Source organism: Pseudoalteromonas umbrosa, from assembly GCF_030125375.1.
Lineage (GTDB): Bacteria > Pseudomonadota > Gammaproteobacteria > Enterobacterales > Alteromonadaceae > Pseudoalteromonas > Pseudoalteromonas umbrosa.
In genome coordinates this window covers 162238-182553 of the sequence record NZ_JASJUU010000008.1, presented here as the reverse complement: position 1 = coordinate 182553, position 20316 = coordinate 162238, and the positions used below count along the sequence as shown (strand labels likewise).

Here is a 20316-nt window from a genome sequence, read left to right as displayed (position 1 = left end):
GTAGGATGTGAAGGTTCTATGACGCAGTGAGGTGGTGGCAAGTGTATGCTTGCCACCATTGGGTTTAGAATTGGTAAGTGGCTTTGAGATAGCCGCGTCTGCCAACTGTATCGTAAGTAAATACATCTGTATTGGCATCATTCCATGAGGTCAAAAATGGCGGTCGCTTATCAAATAAGTTGTCTACGCCCAAGGACACAATAAGTGAATCAGATACCGCATAACCCAATTGCACATCATGATAAAGGATACTGGGTACTTGGCTGCCAATTGGTCCGCCTTCGTTTTCGTCTTGGGCTTTACCGATATACTGAATGCTATAGCTGCCTTGCCACTGTTCAGCAGCGACACTGACAGTTAAATTAGACTTCCATTTCGCAAAGCTGCCTCTGTCTGAGGTGATTTTGCCAAGTAACACTTCGGTTTCTGCACCGTCAAAGGCGGTATTTTGATGCTTGAGTAAGCGCGTTGTATCCCAACTGAGTTTGTAGTCGACATGCTTATAACTGGACGCAAATTTGATGTTTAAATCAATTCCTGAGACTTGCTCACTAGCGGCATTCATAGGGCGCTTTTCAAGTAAGGTGACTTGGTGTGTAATAGCGTCTCTAGTAATACTATCGCAATAAGCTTTGTAGGCGAGTGGATCGCTGTAGCAAAGGCGCAGCATGTTAGAACCAGACACACTATTGATGGCGTTATCAACGTCAATATCAAAATAGTCTAGCGTGGCTGAAAATAATGCGTTTTGGTATACCACGCCCAGTGTAAAGGTATTTGCAGTTTCTGGGCCGACCTCTGTGTTGCCGCCAACACCTGTTCGAATAGTTGAGCCATCTTGCATAAAACCATTTGGTACACCAGCTGCGACGCAGTTATTTAAAATTATGCCTGTTGCGCCATCGCATGGGTCCATTGTGATGAGGTTTTCGATGTTGGTGCCGCCAAATTGCTCGGTAATGGTTGGCGCTCTAAATGCACTAGATCGGACTCCTCGTAACAGCCATTGGTCGTTAACTCGCCAAGTTAAGCCCAGTTTATAGGTGGTTTCGGCATCAAAATGCTGATAATCAGAGTAGCGTAGTGCCATATCCGTTTTAACGGCTTGCGCGTAGGGTAAGTCACTTAGAAGTGGAATGGACAGCTCTAAAAACGCTTCTTTGACTTCGGAGTCACCAGAAATTGCATCCTCTTCGCCGTTTTGCATTGCAATCGGATCTGGGTCACGCCAGCCTTTTTCTTTACGTAGGGTGATACCCGTTGCAAAGGCTAAGCTGCCTGCTTTAAGCTCAGTGATATCGCCCGTCAAATCAAAGCTAAGAGATTGGAGCTGGTTGCCACCCGTTCCTTCGCGTTGGTAAGTCACATAGTCGATGACATCTGAGGTTAATTCACCGATACCAAAATAATCTCCACAGGGAATGGCGGCACCATTTGCTGTGCTACATACATTTGCATCGAGTGTTTGCGCAACTTTGGCATCGTTAAAGTCATAGCTCCAGCCATCGGTTCCGGTATTTCTGCCCCAGTTATAGCTTGCTTGCCACAACCAGTTATTTGCCAGTGCGCCAGAGAGCGCGAATGTGGTTTGCGTGGTATTGGTTTCTTGATAGAACTCAGGGTTGGGTACTTCAATATTTCGACGACGCTTTAACGTGAGATCTTGTCCAGTAGGGTTGTAAGCAAACAATCTAGAAACGTCGACAGAGTTAAACCCTCTTGGTGTGACGACTTGATCTGACTGTCGATTAGCGTAAAGCACAGATGTATCAAGGACAATAGAGTCAGACAGCTCATAAGAGACAAAAGTTGCTAAATTCAGGCGCTGCATTGGGCTGTATGCATTGAGCGCTTCAAACCAATTGTAGCCGTGCTTGTCATTGTCATAGGCTTCAAAGTGGTCGCCATTTTGGCCTGCGACTTGGTTAAATTGTACTTCTTGTCCATCAGCCAACAGTGCGCGCCCGCCAATGGTTGAACCAGATGAAATACACACAAGTTTGCCATCCACTTCGCTTAATGGACAGGGGTTACGGGTTGATTGCAAGGCGTTACCGTTGTCGACATAATTGATATTAACGGTGACATGACCTTTATCAAATGAATTGCCGTAAGATAGGTTTAGCTCTGCATTTTCAGCATCTTTTTTGCTACTTTGACCTACTTTTGCAACAAGTGTCGTGCCTTCAAAATTAGACTTGGTGATGATATTGACCACACCCGCGACAGCATCGGCACCATATATCGCTGATGCGCCATCTTTTAAGATATCAATGCGCTCAACAAGTCCCATCGGGATCATATTAAGATCTGGGCTGTCATTGGCACCTGTTCCCCCTGCAACGAGGCGCTTGCCATTAAGCAAAACCAGAGTACGTTTAATGCCCATACCGCGCAGATTGACTTGCGCTGTGGCGTAGCCATTGCTAGTCCAGTAGGCATTAGTGGCATTTCCTGCCGGACCTGCTGATGCAGTCAAACTTTGTAGTACTTCCTCTAAGTTAGACATACCGGTGATTGCGAGGTCTTCTGCGGTTAAGGTGGTTACTGGGCTGGCTGACTCTAAATCAATATTTTGAATTTTAGACCCTGTCACTTCAACACGTTCAATATGGGTTGTTTGCTGCGCAGAAACAAAATGAGAGAGGCCAAGGCCGAGTAGCGCAAGAGATAATTTTGAATACGAAAACATAAAGAAAACTCTGAAAAAAACTGCGGCGAGTATAATGAAGTTCACTTTGTTTGAGATGTGACAAATTGTCGCAGTACAGGCATTTTCTAAAGACTTTACAAGTACTTATTAAAAATAAGTAACAAAGGTGTTGCTAATGTCGACATTAAAAGGTGAAGCACGACTGAAAGTCGCGCTTCATGGGCTTTATTGTGGACGTTGTATGCGGCCGAATGCTGTCTTACTCAGTAGAAAGAAGCTGATAGCACTGGCTATTACGGCATTAACAGGGGTGATCCCTGGTAGCCAATGACCCGCAGAAACCCCAATAAAAACGCTGATGATGGCAGTCCAATTTACTGTCTGGCACTGCGCATTTTGCATGTTTTGATAGTGCGTTTTATGGATTAAGTAATGTGTGATCAGCACGCCACCGATTGGAGGAATTGCCGCGGATAAGAAGGTTAACCAACTAACAAAGTGGTTATAGAGCCACAACGCGCAAAGTGTGCCAATGATGCCATTGATGACGCTGAGGTATTTGCTCGAAAGCCCTGTAATATTGGCAAACCCAAGCCCAGATGCATAAAGTGCATTATCATTGGTGGTCCAGATATTCAAACCCAACACAATCACTGCGGGTAGTAATAACCCTTGCAGCATCAACACCTCAGAAATATCAGACTTCCCTGTTGCTGCAGCGCCTGCGCCACCAAATACAAACATTAAGCTGTTACCGATTAAAAATGCGATAACTGTGATCAGCACTGCCTTTTTAGCATTTTTGCCAAAGCGCATAAAATCCGCTGTAAGTGTGCCCGCAGAGATGAACGAACCGACTACTAAGGTGATCGCTTGAGTTTGACTCAGAGGTGAAGTGATAGGTTGAGCAGCCAAACCTGACAGTCCGCCTGCTCCGTCAATAGCTAACCACACTGAGAATCCGCCGAGTAGGGCAATAGCTGGTACCGCTATCATTGAGAGGACCATGAGGGCGGAGATCCCAATATATGCAGTGGTGGTCATTAATACGCCCGCAATGAGAATGAGCCAGCCAATATCAAATCCGGTAATTTTGCTCACAGGCAGCGCAAACATGGCGACACCAACGCCAAACCAGCCCACTTGTGTGCCAGCAAGGAGTGCGGATGGCAGCCACGAGCCTTTCAAGCCAAAAGAAAAGCGCGCAAGTAAATGGGTCGAAAGCCCTGTTTTTGCACCGATATAGGCTAAAAATGCAGTGTATATGGCAAGAATAAGGTTGCCAGCAACAACCGCTGTTATGAAGTCAGTTTGTGATAAGCCAACGCCGAGTTTGCCACCTGTCCACATACTTGCTGAGAAAAAAGTGAGGCCCAGCATTAACATTACCATGGCAATTGATGCTCGCCTTGCTACTATGGGGACAGGTTTTAAATCGAATTCATGCGCTGACATAAGGGCTCCATTTTACTGTTTAAGTATAAAGTGTATTGTGAAATTGCAGTACAATTATGGAGAGTTAACTTTATTGCACTGTACACAAGTGTGTTCTGGGTTTGTTATACTGGGCGAATCTTTGGCAGTACTAATGGGCACCTATGTCTTTCCAATCTTTAAATCTTGCAGATGAACTCAATCAAGCGCTAGCACAGTTAGAGTTTACTGAGCCAACACAAATTCAAGCGCTGAGTATTCCACTTATTCTACAGGGCAAAGACTTACTGGCCACAGCCCAGACAGGCACAGGTAAAACTGCGGCTTTTATGTTGCCGATCTTAAATACCCTATTACAAAGTGAATTTGATACGCCCGCTGTACGCGCTTTGGTACTTGCACCGACTCGAGAGCTGGCGCAACAGGTTGCGAAAGACACTAAACGCTTGGCCAAGTTCAGTCACTTAAAGGTGGCTTGTTTGTATGGCGGCGCCAATATTGGTCCTCAAGAAAAGATCTTAAAAGAAGGGGTCGACATCGTCATCGCCACGCCTGGACGGTTATTGGATCACATGATCAAAGGGACTTTGTCTCTCAATGCTATTTCTCATTTGGTGTTTGATGAAGCTGATCGCATGTTAGACATGGGTTTTATTGGCGAAATTAAGCGCATTATGCGTAAAATGCCTGAAAAGCGTCAAACAATGTTGTTCTCGGCAACAATGGATGAGAGCGTGCTGACGCAGGTAAAAATGTGGCTGAATACCCCTGATCGCGTTGGCGTTGAGCAGCAAAACAGCACGGCGGACAAGGTAGAGCAAACTTTTTATGCGGTAGATGAAGACCGTAAACGTGAACTGATCTCGCACTTAATTGGTAAAAATAACTGGCAGCAGGTGCTGGTATTTACACGCACTAAAAAGAGTGCAGATGAGTATGCAAGTGAGCTGAATAAAGATGGTTTGGCGACTCTTTCTATTCATGGCGATAAGTCTCAAGGTGCACGAGAACGCGCGTTAGAGCAATTCAAATCCGGTAAAACACGCGTCCTTGTGGCAACGGACGTTGCAGCACGCGGTATTGATATTAAAGCATTAAGTTATGTCATTAATGCAGAGTTGCCTTATGTCGCAGAAGATTATATTCACCGTATTGGTCGGACAGGCCGTGCTGGAAACAGCGGCCAATCGATTTCTTTAGTGAGTATTGATGAGCAGTGGTTATTGGAAGAAATAGAAGTATTACTTGATGCTCGACTTACACCTCAGTGGTTGGCAGGGTATGAGCCTGATTTAACCAAAGAACCTAAAGACAATCGTAAAAACTCTGCGAAGTCGAGAAAGCAAAGGGATAAAAAGCGTGTTCTAGGCCAGCGCACAAGGCGCAGAAAAAAGTAAATGAAAAAAAGGGGCTTATATAAAGCTCCTTTTTTCGATTTGGCAATGATTTGCCTATTTACCTATGGTGTTTATATTTTCGGCTTTGATTTCAGCGCTATCAAATCACTTTTTCTTCCACTTTGCATTATCGGGGAGTGATTTAGGTGGGACACGAACCTGTATCAATGAAGGGCTATCTAAGTTTTCAAGCGCACCTAAAATTGCCTCGTTGAGCTCTTCATAGGTATTGGCTTTCCAGCCTTTACAGCCGAATACATCGGCAAGTTTACAGTAATCCCACTGGTGCAAAATACATGACTCAAAGAATGGCTGATCGCTTGAGAAAATTTCCGCATCATATAGCCACTGCTCTACACCATATACACCGTTGTCCATGACAAAAATAATTGGGTTGAGCTTAAACCTAGTTTGCGTGGACAAGCACTGAGGTGTCATTTGAAATCCCCCATCTCCTGAGAATACAAATACACGCTGGTGGTCTTGTTTAGCAAGGCTCATGCCCGTTGCCGCTGGACCAATGTAGCCAATGGACGAGTAAGTCGGTTGTGCGACAAACCCTCTTGGTGTGCCGACTTTGAGCAGTAGGCTGCCAAAAAAGTTTAAGCTGGCGTCACTGCCGATAAGCACGTTGTCGTTAATGTACTCTTTACTCTGGATAAAGTCATAAAAGCCTTGGTAGCTGATATCTCCATTAAATTGCTCGCTACTGTCTGGTGCTTCGCTTGGGATTGCACATGCAGACAAGTTTGAGAGTGGCTTTTGATTCAGTTCATCGATAAAGTTTGCCAGTGGCACCTGTGGCACAAAGTAGGTGCCCAGTTTCACAGTATCCCATGAAATAAGTGCAGTTTTATCATAATTTACCGCTTGGCCCAGTGAGTTGATATCTGACAACCAAACACCTAAGCCTAAAATAAAGTCAGACTCATTGACTAATTTTTGGGTGACCTCAGAGGAAGCTTGACCATCAAAAACACCTGCAAAGAGCGGGTCGTTTTCGGAAAATACCGCTTTGCTGATGAGCTCTGTTACATAAGGCAAGTTTAGTTTTCTGATTAAAGCATTGGCTTCCTCATGAAGGCCCATACGATCAACTTCAGCACCTAACCAAACAATAGGGCGCTCAGCCTGTGTTAAAGCTTGCTGAATTTTATCAATGGCTTGGTCTACATTGTCTTGCAGCGGGATAGGCGCAAGCGGTGTAAGCTTGCCTTGTGGCGCTGCACAAGGCTGTTCTACCATGTCTTCCAGTAGCTCTATGTAAGCGGGGCGTTTTTGTGAAATACACTCAGTCAGTGCATAATCAATCAGTCTTGGCGCAAGTTCAGGATTATCTATTTTTATCGCTGCTGCGGTGATATTTTTGTAGATATTTAAGTCGGTTTCGCCATCAATCATATGATGGTACGTAAAGCCAGTTTGTTGAGCTGTGAGGCGCTTTTGTATGCTCGGTGCGCCGTTGACCACAACCACAGGGATGCGTTCTGCATAGGATGCCGCAACCGCGTTTACCGCGCTGAGGGTACCGGCAGAATACGTAAAGCACATAGCGCCAATGCCTTTTAATCTGGCATAGCCATCGGCTGCATAGCCTGCGTTAAGTTCGTTGACCTCTTCAATAAGCTCAATACTGCTTGGCTCAATATGTTTGTTGATCCATTCAATGGTGTAGTCCCCCGCGATTGAAAACAAGTGGCCTAGGCCAAGCTCTTCAAGTCTTTGAGTGAGGTACTGTCCTACTGTGTATTGTGTATCCATGCTGATCCACCTATCAATTTGGTTAGTGTTGATTAATATTCGCTAGCGCCGTCAAAGAGTCGGGGTAGGTAAATGTCGAAAATGGCTGGACATTGCCTAGTCGGAAATTTGTTGAGCATAAACGCTTTAAATTCCTGATTTTTCAGGCCGTCAGCAATGGCTTGCTTAGCAGCAATCAGATACTTGAGGTTTTCCAGTACTTCATTTTTATCTGCAGGTGCGCCGTGCCCGGGTAAGAACAAGTCATAATCGGATGTCAGCATATCTTCATGTTGTTCCATCCAATGATCGAGATATTTAGTCAGATACAAATGCGTGCCGCTGTAAAGCAAGTCTTGGGCGATAAATACGCCAAGGTCAGGAAGCTTTAAGGTGATCCCATAGTCAATTTCCGTATCGACGATACGCTCGATGACGTACTTTACGCCGTCAATGACCTCAATACCGGGGCTGACCGTATGTTGTGGAATAACGACTTTTTCTGGCGCGAGATCGCCTAATTTACCCATATGATCTTCACGAGACTCTTCACCATGTGCTTTTAAAAAATCTATGGTTTCAGGCAATGTATATATTTCAATATCTGCAAATGCATCTCCAAGGCCAAACCAATGATCTGGATGGCGATGTGATAAATACAAACGTTCGATGGGCTTTTTTAAACTGTCGGCGTATTCACGAAACTTTTTCGCATAGGGACTTAAAAACTGGCCATCTATCAGTACTAGGACATTTTCACTTTCAATAATGTGTGTTGCATTGGCAATATTATCGCCTTCGTATGAAGAGATGAAGGTGTGAATTTTCACATTGCCAGTGTGTTTAACAACAATTTTGATTGGGTTGGTAATAGGTATATTCATAGCATTTACTCGCTGTGATAGATAAAAGAGACAAAGCACATGCACGGCGTGCTTTGTAACAGCTAAATAGATAATGAGACGGTAGAAGGGCTGGCCAAAGGCAGCGGGTATGACGATTAAAAATGGCAGGTTTACAAGGTGATATGGCAGTAAACACAGATATTATGCGCAACTTACGCTGCGCATAATGTGGGTACAGTTGCTGTGCTTTTACCATATCAACATCCGCTGTTACTGTGTGCCACATCCTAAAAGCGTGATTATTTGCTTTTGGCCAAGTACGGTTTAATAAACTCTAATAACGACCGTAACCTTAGTGCTTGCGGTCGTCGGTGATTTCAAATCTTTAACGCATTGCGTAAATCAATGGCTATGGCTACGGATACATAGCTCCAAGTTAGGTGCTCAGCACTGGTCATGTAGCCGTCGTAGCGACTAAATTGCTCCGACAATGACGTATGCTCCCCTGCGTGGATCTGTATGCGGCGAAGATACGCGTCTCCAAGCGCTTTTAAGCCAGAGATGATGGATTTGAATGTTTTGGTTCTGCTACTGAAACATTCGCCCACTTCTAGTTGGCACTTTGGATCGACCAACTTCACTGCCAGATTCAATTGGCCGAGGTTATACTTGTTGATTTCAATATTTTTTTGATCAGCAAATAGGGCTGCGGCTTTGTAGCAAATACTGCTCAAAGAGGCGGTACACAAGAACCAAGGGTTACCTTGCCCAAGTGGCGCGCTGCCTGCGTATTTATCCTCTGGATAGCGTCCAATTCCCGGTGCGACTGGGTCGCCAGATGTGGTGTGCTCTATAGCATTGATCAGATAAAGTGGGTCAAAAGCTTGGTGCAGTGCGTAGGCGGTTGCCAGCACTTTATCTTCGTGCGGGTTTAGGAAAGGGTGGGTGTCTGACAGTGCTTGGCAGATGCCTAAAGTTGTCGCAACATCAAGGTTTGACGACTTGTAATCTAGCCCGCCAACACGGTTTAGTGTGGTTAGAAAATAGCCCTGTTCTTCACTCCAAAAATCCTCTATTGAACTTTCAATTAAAGCCGCCTGTTGGTTATAGTAATCAGCTGCACCTGAGTCATTAAGCTTATTCGCTAAATCAGCACCTTCGCGCAGCGCTGTGCGTTGTAGCAGTCGAGTATAAAAATGGGTGCCATCTACTTCTTCCCACAGATCAAAGCAAGGGTCCTGCCAGTGGTTCGCAACAAAATCTAAATCCGCTTTGATGATGCTAAATGAAGGCTCTTTTGAATCGTATAAAGTGCCTGTAACATAGCTTTTTTCGCCATTCTCTAACAGGGTATTTGCCCAGCGAGTGATGGTGAGCGCACGTTGCGCTGGGCCGTCATTTTGTGGTCTGCCCCAGGGTCCGTTGAACGCTTGTCCAGTGACGTAAAACTTGGGTTCGCCCAAACTATTACTGACAGTTGGTGTTGTTTGGTTTATTTTGGTGAACTCGACATAGTCAATCATCATGTCGTAGTAGTTATCTTTAAAATTTCTATGATCAAGACCATTGAGCTTGGCAATTTCGCTCATTGTTCGTGCCGCATCTCTTACCCAGTGGTAATAATAGTTTGGGTTGGTGCGTGAGGGAGAGGCGAGTACAGCTCCACGCTCTCCGTCGTCGGGTGAAATATTCGCAATCATTCTATCTAGCACATGTTGCCTTGCCACTTTTGCCCAATTTTCAAGTGGTTGTGCATCAATAGCCGTCGGGTATTCTTGCTCTGATTTGAGTACCGTGTTCGTTTGAGTTGTCATAAGTGTTCCAAGAGTAAAGGTGTTAATTGTCTCGGAATGTCGGTGTGAGAAATCAAACATACAACCAAGTTCATTCACTAACTGTCTCACATTAGCAATCCGTTGTAGTCGCACTGAGTGCATCAGAAAGTATATACACAAAAAACAGCTACTCGCTTAAATATTTCGATTTATTTAACAAGTTATTAATTTGATTGGGGAAACTAAAACGCTGCTATGAAAGACTAGTTTCAAGATGGTTGATTTTGAGTTTTTATACTTATTTGCTTATTTTGTCTACATATACATCGATTTTAGGAACCTATTTCTATTATATCAATACCGGAGGTTTTTCGGGTACTTAATTTATAATTGCCATTTTGTAATATCTGCTACACTGATTTTTAGCTTGAATGTTAATGCTGTTGTTAATGGAATAAGATGGGGACACTTGAATGAGTGAATCAAATTCAACAATAGAGCAAGTAACACCTGAGCAAGCAATTCAAAATTCGAATGACGGTAAATATGATGCAGTGATCGTTGGCTCAGGGATTAGCGGTGCGATTGCCGCGAAAGAACTCACTTCTAGAGGGTATCAAGTACTTGTGCTTGAAGCTGCACCCGCAAAAAGCTTAAGTTATGACGGCTTCAAGGAGTATGTATCTAATTATTATGTCAACGCGTCAAAAGATAACAACGCGCCATATCCTGATAACCCAAATGCACCTATGCCTAGGTCGACTGATGTTCGCAAACTATGCTTGGGTCAAATGGATACCCAAGGGTACATGGTACAAAATGGGCCTTTGGCACTAGATAGCACCTACACGCGGGTTACGGGTGGTACAACCATGCACTGGGAAGCCAAAATTCTGCGCATGTTACCAGATGATTTTAAAATCAAAACCCACTATGGTGTCGGGTTAGATTGGCCCATCAGCTATGATGACTTAATGCCCTATTACCGCATGGCTGAACGTGAAATTGGCGTATCTGCTAATGTTGAGGAGCAAGGCTTTTACGGGATTAAGTACGAACCTGATTACGTATACCCAATGCATGGGTTGCCGGCCTCTTATCTTGACCAGGTGGTGGGCAAAGGCATTGATGGGGCTGAGTTTGAGCTTGCAGGCGAAGTACACACGGTAAAAGTGCGTCCGTTTCCACAAGGCCGAAATGGGATTCCCAATGCGGATTATCAAAACGGTGCGGGGTTTAATCCTGTCGGAGCTGTGGGCGCTGTGCAGAGTGAGCAAGGCGGGCGCTGCCAAGGTAATAACAACTGTGTGCCGATATGTCCTGTACAAGCCAAATATGATGCACGTAAAACCCTATACCATGCGGCGCAAACTGGCAATCTTGACTTTTTACCACAAGCGGTTGCCAGCAAAGTCTTTGTCGATGGATGTACTGATCAAGTCAGTCATATTGAATTCAAGCACTATACCAATACCTCTTCGCCTGAGCATACGAAAGGTAATATCACTGCAAAAACCTTTATTTTGGCGACCAACGCGGTAGAAAACGCCCGACTCATGCTCGCGTCTGATTTACCCAGCTCTAGTGGGTTAATGGGCAAAAATTTAATGGACCATACTTATTTGCTCGCTTGGGGTTTATTGCCAGAAGCGGCGGGGACAATGAGAGGGACAAAATGCACCTCTGGCATTGCGGACTTTAGATATGGACAAAGCAGAGCCAAACAAGCGCCGTTTGGTGTAGACATTCATAATGATGGTTGGGGCTGGGCAACGGGCTCGCCTTTTTCTGATATCGAAGAGTTGGTCGATACGGAAAATAAATTTGGTAAGGCACTTCGCCAAAGTACCGTTGAGAGAATATCAAATCAACTGCTGTTTGCTTATATGGTCGAGCAGCCAGCAGATGAGAGCAACCGCATTACGGTGGACCCAGAATATACAGATGCGCTCGGTAACATGCGCCCAATCGTCAATTATAACTTGTCTGATTACTCCAAAGCAGGCATTGCCTACGCACGTGAAACGTCAAAGGTATTCTTTCAGCGCCTTGGTGCACAGGACTTTTCAAGTTATTCATTGCTTGATTATGGCTCGTTCAATTACCAAGGTGAGAGTTATTACTTCCGTGGTGGCAACCACTTTTCTGGTACGCATGTTATGGGTACCTCTGCCAAAAACTCTGTGGTGAATGAATATCAGCAATCATGGGATCACAGTAACTTATACCTGATTGGCTCTGGCAGTATGCCAAGCATTGGTACGTCTAATACTACCCTGACACTTGCAGCGCTTTGCTTTAAAACCACTGAGCATATTTTGGCACATTTGAGCAGTTATCCCGTGAATGTCGTAGCTGATGATGCCTTTAAACTGGCTAAAGGAGCGCACTCATGAACGAACGTATTATCAATACCATTGATGATTTATATCAGATGTTAGATGCCGCGATTCAGTTGGAACATGCGACAATTCCGCCGTATTTAACGGCATTATATAGTATCCATCCTGAAACCAATTTAGAGGCCACGGCGGTTATTAGAGCGGTTTTGGTTGAAGAGATGCTTCATATGACGTTGTCTGCGAATGTGCTCAATGCATTGGGTCGACATCCCAATGTATTGAGTGAAGGCTTTATGCCTTCATTTCCAACTTATTTGCCGGATGGTGAGAAAGACTTCCAAGTCTCGATTGCCGCTTTTACACCAGAGACCCTTGAGACTTTTTTGAATATTGAGCGGCCTTCAAAGCCTCCAAAAAATACTTCAAGTACTTGCCCTAATGGCTGTATCACACGTGCAAATCATGCGCGCTTTCATTTGGATGCGATAAAACCGCTAAAATCGCCAACATATAGTTTTTACAGCATTGGAGATTTTTACGATGCCATTATAGACGGCATTAAATTTTTAGAGACGCAGGCCAGAGAGTGCGGAGAAACCATTTTTATCGGCGACCCTAAATATCAGGTTTCCAATAAGTACTATTACTCCGGCGGTGGCGAAGTCATAGAAGTCATGGATGAAAAATCGGCCATTGCCGCGTTGAATTTGATCAAAGAGCAAGGTGAAGGGAAGGCAGAACTGGGCGAAGATACAGAGAACCAAGAGTTTGATAGTGAGGGAGAGCTATCCCATTACTATCGATTCAAGCAGTTACAGTTTGGCCGTTATTATCAAAAAGGTGATAGGCCAAGTAACCCAACTGGCGCAAAGTTCGAAGTCGATTTTAGTAAGGTATATCCGATCAAGACAAACCCCAAGCTGTCGGATTTTGCAGAAAACCCAACTTTATTAAAAGCCGCGAAAGATTTTAACCATAGTTACCATGAGTTTTTAGGCATCATCAATGATGCGTTCAGTGGTCATCAAAACCTTTTGTTGGGTGCGGTGTGCGACATGTTCCGGTTGAAAGAGTTCGCCAGCCAACTGATCCGTAACCCGATTTCGATTGAGCCTAATATGCACGCAGGCCCCACATTCGAGATTGACGCCAGTAGCCGTGGCTCGTTGAACGATACAGTAGGACAGACTTGTGTACATAAGGAGCGGGCGTAATGAATACTCAGCAAAATCAACAGCAGCAATTTATTGAGCTATCAGGTGCACTCACGGATTTCAATGCGTTTGCACTACATGGTACAGGCCAAGTTGAACATTACTATAAAACACTTAATGACATTGTTGGCTATGACACGGTTGAACAATTGCTTTGCGTGTTTCAAACCGTGTATGAATGTGCCTGTGACGAGCACATGTTTTTAATTGGTATTCGGCAACAGATCATGGGGGATGTGAAGTTGGGGCCCGTCGCCAGAAATATCATCAAGCTTTGGTACACCGGCACTTGGTATCAATTACCACGTACTTGGCAAGAGGCTTATGGTAAGAGTGAGCAGGATAAAACGTTTTTTGTAAGCTCTGCTTCATATACCGAGGGCTTACTTTGGCAAGCGATTGATGCCAATCCATCAGGCGCAAAAGGACCGGGTTATGGTTCTTGGAGCGAGCCACCTAGAATACATTTCGACAACAGCTGGCAGTTTGTAAAGCAGCAAAGTGTTTAATCAAAATAGATGTAAGTAATTACTTTCATTTATGTCACCAACAGGATGTTTATCATGAGCAGACAAACAATGTTTCCACAAGGCGCTGTAAAATTTGGTATTACCCCAACTGGATGGGTCAACGATGACTTTTTAGATATTGATATCGGGATCCCATTTGAGCAAATTGTCAGTGAGATGGCTCTGGCTGGCTTTGAAGGCTGTAGCCGTGGGCATAAATACCCATCTGATCCAGCGGTATTAAAACGTGAGTTAGATATGCGCGGACTAGTGATTTCTGAGCCGTGGGTTAGTACTTACTTCACTATAAACGATATGAAAGAGCAAACGTTTCAAAGTTTTGAGCAAGAAATCCAGTTTTTGAAAGAGATGCAAAGTGGGGACTTAGTACTGGCTGAACTTGGCGGTTCATCTCATCAGCAACCCATTGCCTTAGTGCCTAATGCACCTAAGTTTACAGATGAGCAGTTTCGTAGGCTGGCCGATGGCTTAAATGAGCTTGGCCATAAAGCCAATTGTCACGGGGTGAAAATGTGTTATCACCATCATATGGGCACAGGGGTGATGACGATGGACGAAATTGCGCGATTTGCGGAGTTAACTGACCCTGATTGTGTGCATTTTTGTTTGGACACGGGGCACCTATTTTTTGCAGGTGGTGACAATTTAGAGTTTATTCGACTTTATGGTGAGCGGATCAGACATGTTCATTTAAAAAATATCCGTAAAGACATTATGGATTACAGTTTGGCCAATGACTTGTCATTTAAAGAGGCCATTTTAAAAGGGGTGTTTACTGTGCCGGGAGACCCCGCAGGCTGCTTAGACTTTAAAGAGATATTGCAGGCGCTGGCAGATAAAAACTTTGCTGGGTGGTTGATTGTCGAGGCAGAGCAAAACCCTGCCAATGCAACCCCGCTCCTGTATGCGCAAATGGCGCGTAAGTATCTTCAAGAAGTTACTGGCCTTTAAGTGATAAAGGAGTTATCACATGCAGCATAATACGGAGATGTATTTTAGCTTTTTTATGTTTGGGTCAAACTTCTCAATAGAGGATGATGCATTTTTGGACCAAGCGATGACCCATATTCGACGTTTGGTTGAAATGGGTTACACCGGTTTTGAGTTTCATCCCGGTAGAGAGGACACCACAGCCTATGCATTTGCCACTTACGAGGATGAACTAAATGCCTATAAGGCTTTTCGTCAGCGTATGGATGATGAGGGTTTCGAGCATATCAAAGTCGCGACCAATGTCGGTGCAACAACATCGTGTGACCCAAGCTCTGCGATTAAATCTGTTCGCGATGCAGGGATTGCTTATTTAAAATCTCGCATTGATATTACCGCTGCATTAGGTGGTGAAATCATGATGGGACCATTGGTGATCCCCTATGGTGGTTTTGTATTTGATGCGCCAAATGGTCAAGCCGTATGGAGTGACAAGTTACAAGATGAACTTGCGCTACGTTATCAAACTGCACAGCCAAGCTTTGTTGAACTTGGCGCTTATGCCTCTTCTAAAGGCGTTAAATTAGCCATTGAGCCAATTAGCCATTGGGAGACGCCTGGGCCGAATAAACTGGCGCAGTTGATCACGTTTTTAGATGGCATAGAAGATCCAACTGTGGGGGTTGTACTCGACAGTGCACAAGAGACGTTAGATGGTGATGGGCCTGAGGTGTTTGCACAGCAAATTAATTACCTTGCTGATCAAAATCGTTTGCACTACGCACAAGCGTCACCGCCAGACCGGGGGGATTTAGTGCATTGTTGGCTGCCGTGGGAAGGCATATTTACGCCTATTTTATCGCGATTTGATGGCCCTATTGCGGTGGAGATTTTTAATGCGGTGGGTGCATTTGATCAGGGTCTTCGTTTGACCCGACGCAAGTTTTGGGTGCCTGAAGTGGATACGCCGAATCAATATCCAGATGCCTATCAAATAGCGCAGCAAGCTTATGAATTTACTCAAGCGAAGCTTAATGAGGTGAGAAGTAAGTTGCAGCAGAGCCGGTGTTGAACGGATAAATTTGTTGCTTATATTTAATGTTGTTCAATAGAAGTGACATCTCTGTCACTTCTTTTATTTTCACTTACTTATTAACAAAAATCTTTTGTTGGGGGAATCGTACAGCAGTCATCTACTGAAAGCGTAATGCACATAGTGCCTGATGCACCACCGCCCACGGCTGGTGTATTTTTGTGTGAAAGCGCTTTATTTTTAAGTGACAAAGATTTTAGTTGGGTCTTTTTCAATTTCATGTTTTTCATCATATTACTCCTTTATGAATGTCAGCCAATTTGCTGAGACTGAAACTTACCACTTAATCGTCCCTTTGTGAATATTTTATTCTTAACTTTGTGTTTTTTGTTTATTTTTATTGTTTAGCTTGGAAAAATCACCTCGGATCATGCGTTGCCATTGCTTGCTCAGCTCTCCAGACTCTTTGAGCTGCTGTAACCCTGAATTAAAAGCTTTCCTGAGTTGTGGGCTGTTATTTAATACCTTTGGAAACAAAACCTGCGCACGATATTTAAGAAAGGGTTTTGGGTGTGCTTGAAGTAGTTTCTGGTATTCAGTAGAAAACTGCTCTTTTAACAGTGTCTCCATAACTGTTTCATTGAGTAAAATTAAATCTACTCTGTTATTTAAGAGCATATTGAGGTTGAGCTGATCGTTACTTACCATGAGCACATCCAACTCATCATTTTTAATGGCCTTGTGGAACTCAGGAACATATTCATAACCCAGTGTTGCGCCTATCCTGTAGGGTTGCAGGTCCTTGAGTTTTTCCCAGTTTGGTAAAGGTGTTTCTTTTCTAAAGTACATTTTTAGCTCACCTTGATATATCTCGTCACTACAGTAAAAGTGCTTTTGATATTCACTTTCGCATACCCAGTATGACGCCATATCAAATTGGCCAAGTTTTGCAGCATGAAAGCTACGTTTCCATGGCAAATAAACGAAAGACACTTGCATTCCTTGCGTTGCAAAGGCGAGACGAATGATATGATTGACGAAGCCATCATCAACCAATTGGCTACCAGTAAATGGTGGGTATTCTCCAGTCGCAATGTTTATACTGTTTTCTGCATAGGCATGCCAACAACTGAACAATATTAAAAAAAGATACTTTCTCATTTATTTGGAACAAAAAACAACCAGCTAATATCTATGCAAGTTTAGTTCATAAATATGGAGAAACATGTGATGTATCAGCCTGTATTTTCACCATTATTTTTATTTTTGATTGCTTGGCTGTGAAAAGTAATGATAGTGGATCTGTGAGTGATAAAGTTAAACTTTATATTTTTCATCGATTTATGTGGATTTTATATATTGCGAGGCGATATTGTTGTATTCACTTAGCGTTGCATAGAACACAGTATTACATCACTATATATTTTGATTAAATTTGAGAGATAAAAAAAGTTAACCACAGCCTATTAACAAAAACTGTGGATAGAAAATGCTGTCTTGGTGCGATGTTTTTTTCGCTAAGTTCTCCTAAAGGAAGGTGACTCAATTGGATCACTGTGGGTAAATTGGTGTTATTGGCATTTTATCAAGGGAATATCAGACCAGCGCGTGGTGTAATAAGGCGATAAAAACGCGCGGCGCATGTGCCAAGCGTTAGATTGTAATTGTGCGCCAGTGCGTGCTGTGTGATTGCCAAATCTGGTATTGATTTCATCTAGGCATTTCATCAGAGCTGGGCTATCTTGAGATTGACTGAATAAGTCAGTTTGTAAAAACGTATCGTCTTCAAGCTCAATCGCGCCAACCCCTGCTTTGTAATACTTGACGCCAGATTTGAATAGTTGATGAAAAATGTCACTAACAGCATGTGTAAATACTCTAACATCACTCGAAGCGACAGGGAGCTTCTGAATAAAAGACTTTTTGTAGTAGCTGTCTTCAAACGGTGAGCTATGTGCAAAAATCACAATATTTTTTGCCAATGAATTTTGTTTTCTGAGTTTTTTACTGACAATGGCACAGTGGGTTGCCAATGCGGCTTTGAGTGCTTTTGGATCTGTGATGCGCTCGCCAAAGCTACGTGTGCTGTATATCTCTTTTTTTCTTTGTGTGATCTCATGCCAAGACAGGCAAGCTTCGCCATTGAGCTCAGATACTGTGCGCTCTAAAACCACACTAAACTGTTTTCGCATCAAACGCGGGTTTTGATTGGCTAAGTCTAAGGCGCTATAGATGCCTTGTTGATTGAGCTGTTTGGTCAGGCGTTTGCCAATGCCCCAGACATCCTCCACGTTTAAATTCGCCAGTATTTGCCTGCGGCTTTGTTGGTTATCTATAACCGCAACACCCGTCGCATTTTTAAATTTTTTAGCAGCGTGGTTTGCCGCTTTTGCAAGTGTTGGGGTTGGGCCAAACCCCACGCCAACTGGCAGCTTGGTGGAGCGCCATACGCTGCGCCTGATAACATGTCCGTATTGCTCCCAAGAGTCAACAAGGTCGCCAAACCCCTCGAATTTTAAAAATGACTCATCGATAGAATAGATATGATGATTATCACTAAATTGATTAATCACCTTCATCATCTTGTCTGACAGATCTGCATACAGCTCATAATTGGAAGAGCGAATAATGACATTGTGCTCAGCCAAAACCGACTTCAGTTTAAAGTAGGGCTGAAACTTGGGAATATTTAAACGCTTAGCCTCAGGCGAAGCTGCCACAATACAGCCATCGTTATTTGATAACACCACAACAGGCTTATTGCGAATACTCGGATCAAAGACTTTCTCCGCAGAGGCATAAAATGAGGTGGCATCGACTAGCGCATACATCTGGTCAAGCCCGGGTTTGTGCGGTGCATACGTATTGAACCTGTGACCACGCCCTCTAGTTGGAATTGATCACATTCACTGATCTTGACCGGCGCATAAAGGGTAGATGCTGAGCGCAGCACTCTATTTTGTAAGTCGAGCAGCTTGCAGACAAATTCATTATTAAAATTTGCAACAATGACATCATTTTGCTGAGGGGAAACAGCGCGATCAACCAATAACAAATCGCCATCAAAGATCCCAACACCTTGCATAGAGTCGCCAGATGCGAGCCCGATGAATGTGGCGTTGGGGTGATTGACTAAGAGTTGATCTAACGATAATCCAAGTTCTTTATATTCTGCCGCTGGTGATTCAAACCCAGTGATACCTGCTTGGGCTTTGATGGGGATTACTTTCATACGTTACCTATACTGTTTATATATACAGTATAGTGTGAGGCCTGCGTGTCGTGCAAGTAGCACAGCCATCAAGTGTATAAAAAATTCATAAAAGCTAAGAAGCTGTGCACCTTGAATTGAATTATCTGGTGCAGCTAAACTGCCATTTAAGCTATTAATATTAACAAGTTGAGTGTTTTTACATGAACTGAGACGCAGTTTTGAGGGCGCAATTTGGGGCCCGTATTACCCAATCTTAATATCTTTTGTGGGTATTTATTTGACCATTACATATGTTTTGGTTACATTTTTTTAACTTTAAATTGTGTTTGAACAGTCGGAAAGCGAAAAATATGTGCGCTTTGCACTCGTTTTGAGTTTTTACAGTCAGTACCATCTATAAATATGTTGTCTAGGTTGTCAGCTACAGCCACACAGCTAGCGGATAACTGAAATTTGAACAGTGTCAAAAAGGAATATGAATATGTCTGCTAACTTAACCAATTTGCTTGCCAATAGAGGGGACTTAACAAGAGCTGAGCTTGATAAGTTTGTTCTATCGCAGTGGCAGCAGGGCAATCACTTTTTGCGTGTGCCCACACATGTTTTGCCTAACCACAATGAGTTTGAGTCAGTTGCATGGGAAAAAATAGATTGCATGTTGACTAAAATTGTCATGCAAAAAGCAGATGGTTTGTCATTTGGATTTGATATGTTTCCGCCAAAGTCAGCGGCCAAAGGTGATGTGCATGTACATCCTTTAAGTAGTCGACTGATTTCTGTTTTGGAAGGTTTTGGTACCGCTATTGTGAAAACATGCAAAGGAAAAATGGCGAAAAAAGAAGTAGGTCCGGGAGATGTGATTTTATTCCCTCATGCTACGCCACATTGCTTTTGGGGTGCTGAAGACGAGCCCATGGTGGTTGAAGTGTTGCTTGGCCCTTATGTGCCATTTGAGCACCCATTACATACGGTTTGTCCAAAAAATGCGAAAAAAATAGCTGAGGCACATCCTGAATTGTTTGCGCCCTGCGATGTGAACGAACTTGAACTGGTTGCCTCTAAAGTCATTGCGTTGCAAAACCAAGGCGCATTGGAGTTAGATGAGCATCAAGTGATGGAGTGGGGCGATGAGTATATTTGTAACTTGGGTGAGATAGAAGTCGAGTGATTGCTTCGAATGAGTTAGCGCATACGTTGGGCACTCAACTC

General features: G+C 43.7%; 16 protein-coding genes. 7 read left to right on the top strand and 9 right to left on the bottom strand.

The genetic code is table 11. The annotated features are described in order from the left end of the window. Positions 1–64: 64 nt before the first annotated feature. Together QNM16_RS22060 and codB are read right to left on the bottom strand one after the other, a co-directional pair. A complete protein-coding gene (locus QNM16_RS22060) occupies positions 65–2692 on the bottom strand; it encodes a TonB-dependent receptor (RefSeq protein WP_284022441.1) in 2628 nt (875 codons plus the stop codon). A 186-nt stretch (positions 2693–2878) separates the two neighbouring features. Further along, positions 2879–4108: a cytosine permease gene (codB, locus tag QNM16_RS22055; protein ID WP_284022440.1), complete on the bottom strand. Its 1230-nt coding sequence runs from the start codon at positions 4106–4108 to the stop codon at positions 2879–2881. 143 nt (positions 4109–4251) lie between these two features. Between codB and QNM16_RS22050 the strand changes: the two genes are divergently transcribed. Beyond that, positions 4252–5484: a DEAD/DEAH box helicase gene (locus tag QNM16_RS22050; protein WP_284022439.1), complete on the top strand. Its 1233-nt coding sequence runs from the start codon at positions 4252–4254 to the stop codon at positions 5482–5484. A 105-nt stretch (positions 5485–5589) separates the two neighbouring features. Here the strand turns inward: QNM16_RS22050 and QNM16_RS22045 are convergent, their stop codons facing one another. From QNM16_RS22045 to QNM16_RS22035, 3 genes are all read right to left on the bottom strand, one after another. Then, the gene (locus QNM16_RS22045) at positions 5590–7245 is read right to left on the bottom strand and encodes an alpha-keto acid decarboxylase family protein (RefSeq protein WP_284022438.1); all 1656 of its coding nucleotides are present in this window, start codon (positions 7243–7245) and stop codon (positions 5590–5592) included. 32 nt (positions 7246–7277) lie between these two features. Next, positions 7278–8108 (bottom strand): MBL fold metallo-hydrolase, encoded by an 831-nt coding sequence (locus QNM16_RS22040; RefSeq protein ID WP_284022437.1) that lies wholly within the window; start codon positions 8106–8108, stop codon positions 7278–7280. A gap of 338 nt (positions 8109–8446) precedes the next feature. Next, positions 8447–9883, bottom strand: coding sequence for a glycoside hydrolase family 15 protein (locus tag QNM16_RS22035; RefSeq protein ID WP_284022436.1), 1437 nt, complete (start codon positions 9881–9883; stop codon positions 8447–8449). Between the two features lie 434 nt (positions 9884–10317). Here QNM16_RS22035 and QNM16_RS22030 point away from each other — a divergent pair, with 434 nt between their 5' ends. Genes QNM16_RS22030 through QNM16_RS22010 form a run of 5 tightly spaced genes read left to right on the top strand, consistent with a single transcriptional unit; the run spans position 10318 to position 15932 of the window. Next, complete coding sequence (locus QNM16_RS22030; RefSeq protein ID WP_284022435.1) at positions 10318–12240, top strand: GMC family oxidoreductase; 1923 nt, start codon at positions 10318–10320, stop codon at positions 12238–12240. Further along, positions 12237–13400: a ferritin-like domain-containing protein gene (locus QNM16_RS22025; RefSeq protein ID WP_284022434.1), complete on the top strand. Its 1164-nt coding sequence runs from the start codon at positions 12237–12239 to the stop codon at positions 13398–13400. Before QNM16_RS22030 ends, QNM16_RS22025 begins: the two co-directional genes overlap by 4 nt. Beyond that, a complete protein-coding gene (locus tag QNM16_RS22020) occupies positions 13400–13909 on the top strand; it encodes a hypothetical protein (protein ID WP_284022433.1) in 510 nt (169 codons plus the stop codon). The genes QNM16_RS22025 and QNM16_RS22020 overlap by 1 nt, the downstream gene beginning before the upstream one ends. Positions 13910–13963: 54 nt before the next feature. Beyond that, entirely contained in the window at positions 13964–14881 is a 918-nt protein-coding gene (iolE, locus tag QNM16_RS22015) for a myo-inosose-2 dehydratase (RefSeq protein WP_039607906.1), read from the top strand. Positions 14882–14900: 19 nt separating this feature from the next. Then, a complete protein-coding gene (locus QNM16_RS22010; protein WP_284022432.1) occupies positions 14901–15932 on the top strand; it encodes a sugar phosphate isomerase/epimerase family protein in 1032 nt (343 codons plus the stop codon). 80 nt (positions 15933–16012) lie between these two features. On the opposite strand, the gene QNM16_RS22005 is transcribed toward QNM16_RS22010, so the two are convergent. The 4 genes from QNM16_RS22005 to QNM16_RS21990 form a co-directional block, all read right to left on the bottom strand. After that, entirely contained in the window at positions 16013–16186 is a 174-nt protein-coding gene (locus tag QNM16_RS22005) for a hypothetical protein (RefSeq protein WP_155401410.1), read from the bottom strand. A 79-nt stretch (positions 16187–16265) separates the two neighbouring features. Further along, the gene (locus QNM16_RS22000) at positions 16266–17054 is read right to left on the bottom strand and encodes a substrate-binding periplasmic protein (protein WP_284022431.1); all 789 of its coding nucleotides are present in this window, start codon (positions 17052–17054) and stop codon (positions 16266–16268) included. Between the two features lie 410 nt (positions 17055–17464). Beyond that, the gene (locus QNM16_RS21995; RefSeq protein ID WP_284022430.1) at positions 17465–18724 is read right to left on the bottom strand and encodes a Y-family DNA polymerase; all 1260 of its coding nucleotides are present in this window, start codon (positions 18722–18724) and stop codon (positions 17465–17467) included. Next, positions 18712–19125, bottom strand: coding sequence for a LexA family protein (locus tag QNM16_RS21990; RefSeq protein ID WP_063362145.1), 414 nt, complete (start codon positions 19123–19125; stop codon positions 18712–18714). The genes QNM16_RS21995 and QNM16_RS21990 overlap by 13 nt, the downstream gene beginning before the upstream one ends. Positions 19126–19588: 463 nt before the next feature. Between QNM16_RS21990 and QNM16_RS21985 the strand changes: the two genes are divergently transcribed. Next, positions 19589–20275, top strand: a complete 687-nt coding sequence (locus QNM16_RS21985; RefSeq protein ID WP_284022429.1) for a cupin domain-containing protein — start codon at positions 19589–19591, stop codon at positions 20273–20275. The last annotated feature ends 41 nt before the right edge of the window (positions 20276–20316 follow it).

Bases quoted from the DNA above. Each gene is read 5' to 3' on its own strand.
- QNM16_RS22060 (WP_284022441.1), bottom strand. From the start codon at position 2,692: ATGTTTTCGTATTCAAAATTATCTCTTGCGCTACTCGGCCTTGGCCTC.
- codB (WP_284022440.1), bottom strand. From the start codon at position 4,108: ATGTCAGCGCATGAATTCGATTTAAAACCTGTCCCCATAGTAGCAAGG.
- QNM16_RS22050 (WP_284022439.1), top strand. From the start codon at position 4,252: ATGTCTTTCCAATCTTTAAATCTTGCAGATGAACTCAATCAAGCGCTA.
- QNM16_RS22045 (WP_284022438.1), bottom strand. From the start codon at position 7,245: ATGGATACACAATACACAGTAGGACAGTACCTCACTCAAAGACTTGAA.
- QNM16_RS22040 (WP_284022437.1), bottom strand. From the start codon at position 8,108: ATGAATATACCTATTACCAACCCAATCAAAATTGTTGTTAAACACACT.
- QNM16_RS22035 (WP_284022436.1), bottom strand. From the start codon at position 9,883: ATGACAACTCAAACGAACACGGTACTCAAATCAGAGCAAGAATACCCG.
- QNM16_RS22030 (WP_284022435.1), top strand. From the start codon at position 10,318: ATGAGTGAATCAAATTCAACAATAGAGCAAGTAACACCTGAGCAAGCA.
- QNM16_RS22025 (WP_284022434.1), top strand. From the start codon at position 12,237: ATGAACGAACGTATTATCAATACCATTGATGATTTATATCAGATGTTA.
- QNM16_RS22020 (WP_284022433.1), top strand. From the start codon at position 13,400: ATGAATACTCAGCAAAATCAACAGCAGCAATTTATTGAGCTATCAGGT.
- iolE (WP_039607906.1), top strand. From the start codon at position 13,964: ATGAGCAGACAAACAATGTTTCCACAAGGCGCTGTAAAATTTGGTATT.
- QNM16_RS22010 (WP_284022432.1), top strand. From the start codon at position 14,901: ATGCAGCATAATACGGAGATGTATTTTAGCTTTTTTATGTTTGGGTCA.
- QNM16_RS22005 (WP_155401410.1), bottom strand. From the start codon at position 16,186: ATGATGAAAAACATGAAATTGAAAAAGACCCAACTAAAATCTTTGTCA.
- QNM16_RS22000 (WP_284022431.1), bottom strand. From the start codon at position 17,054: ATGAGAAAGTATCTTTTTTTAATATTGTTCAGTTGTTGGCATGCCTAT.
- QNM16_RS21995 (WP_284022430.1), bottom strand. From the start codon at position 18,724: ATGTATGCGCTAGTCGATGCCACCTCATTTTATGCCTCTGCGGAGAAA.
- QNM16_RS21990 (WP_063362145.1), bottom strand. From the start codon at position 19,125: ATGAAAGTAATCCCCATCAAAGCCCAAGCAGGTATCACTGGGTTTGAA.
- QNM16_RS21985 (WP_284022429.1), top strand. From the start codon at position 19,589: ATGTCTGCTAACTTAACCAATTTGCTTGCCAATAGAGGGGACTTAACA.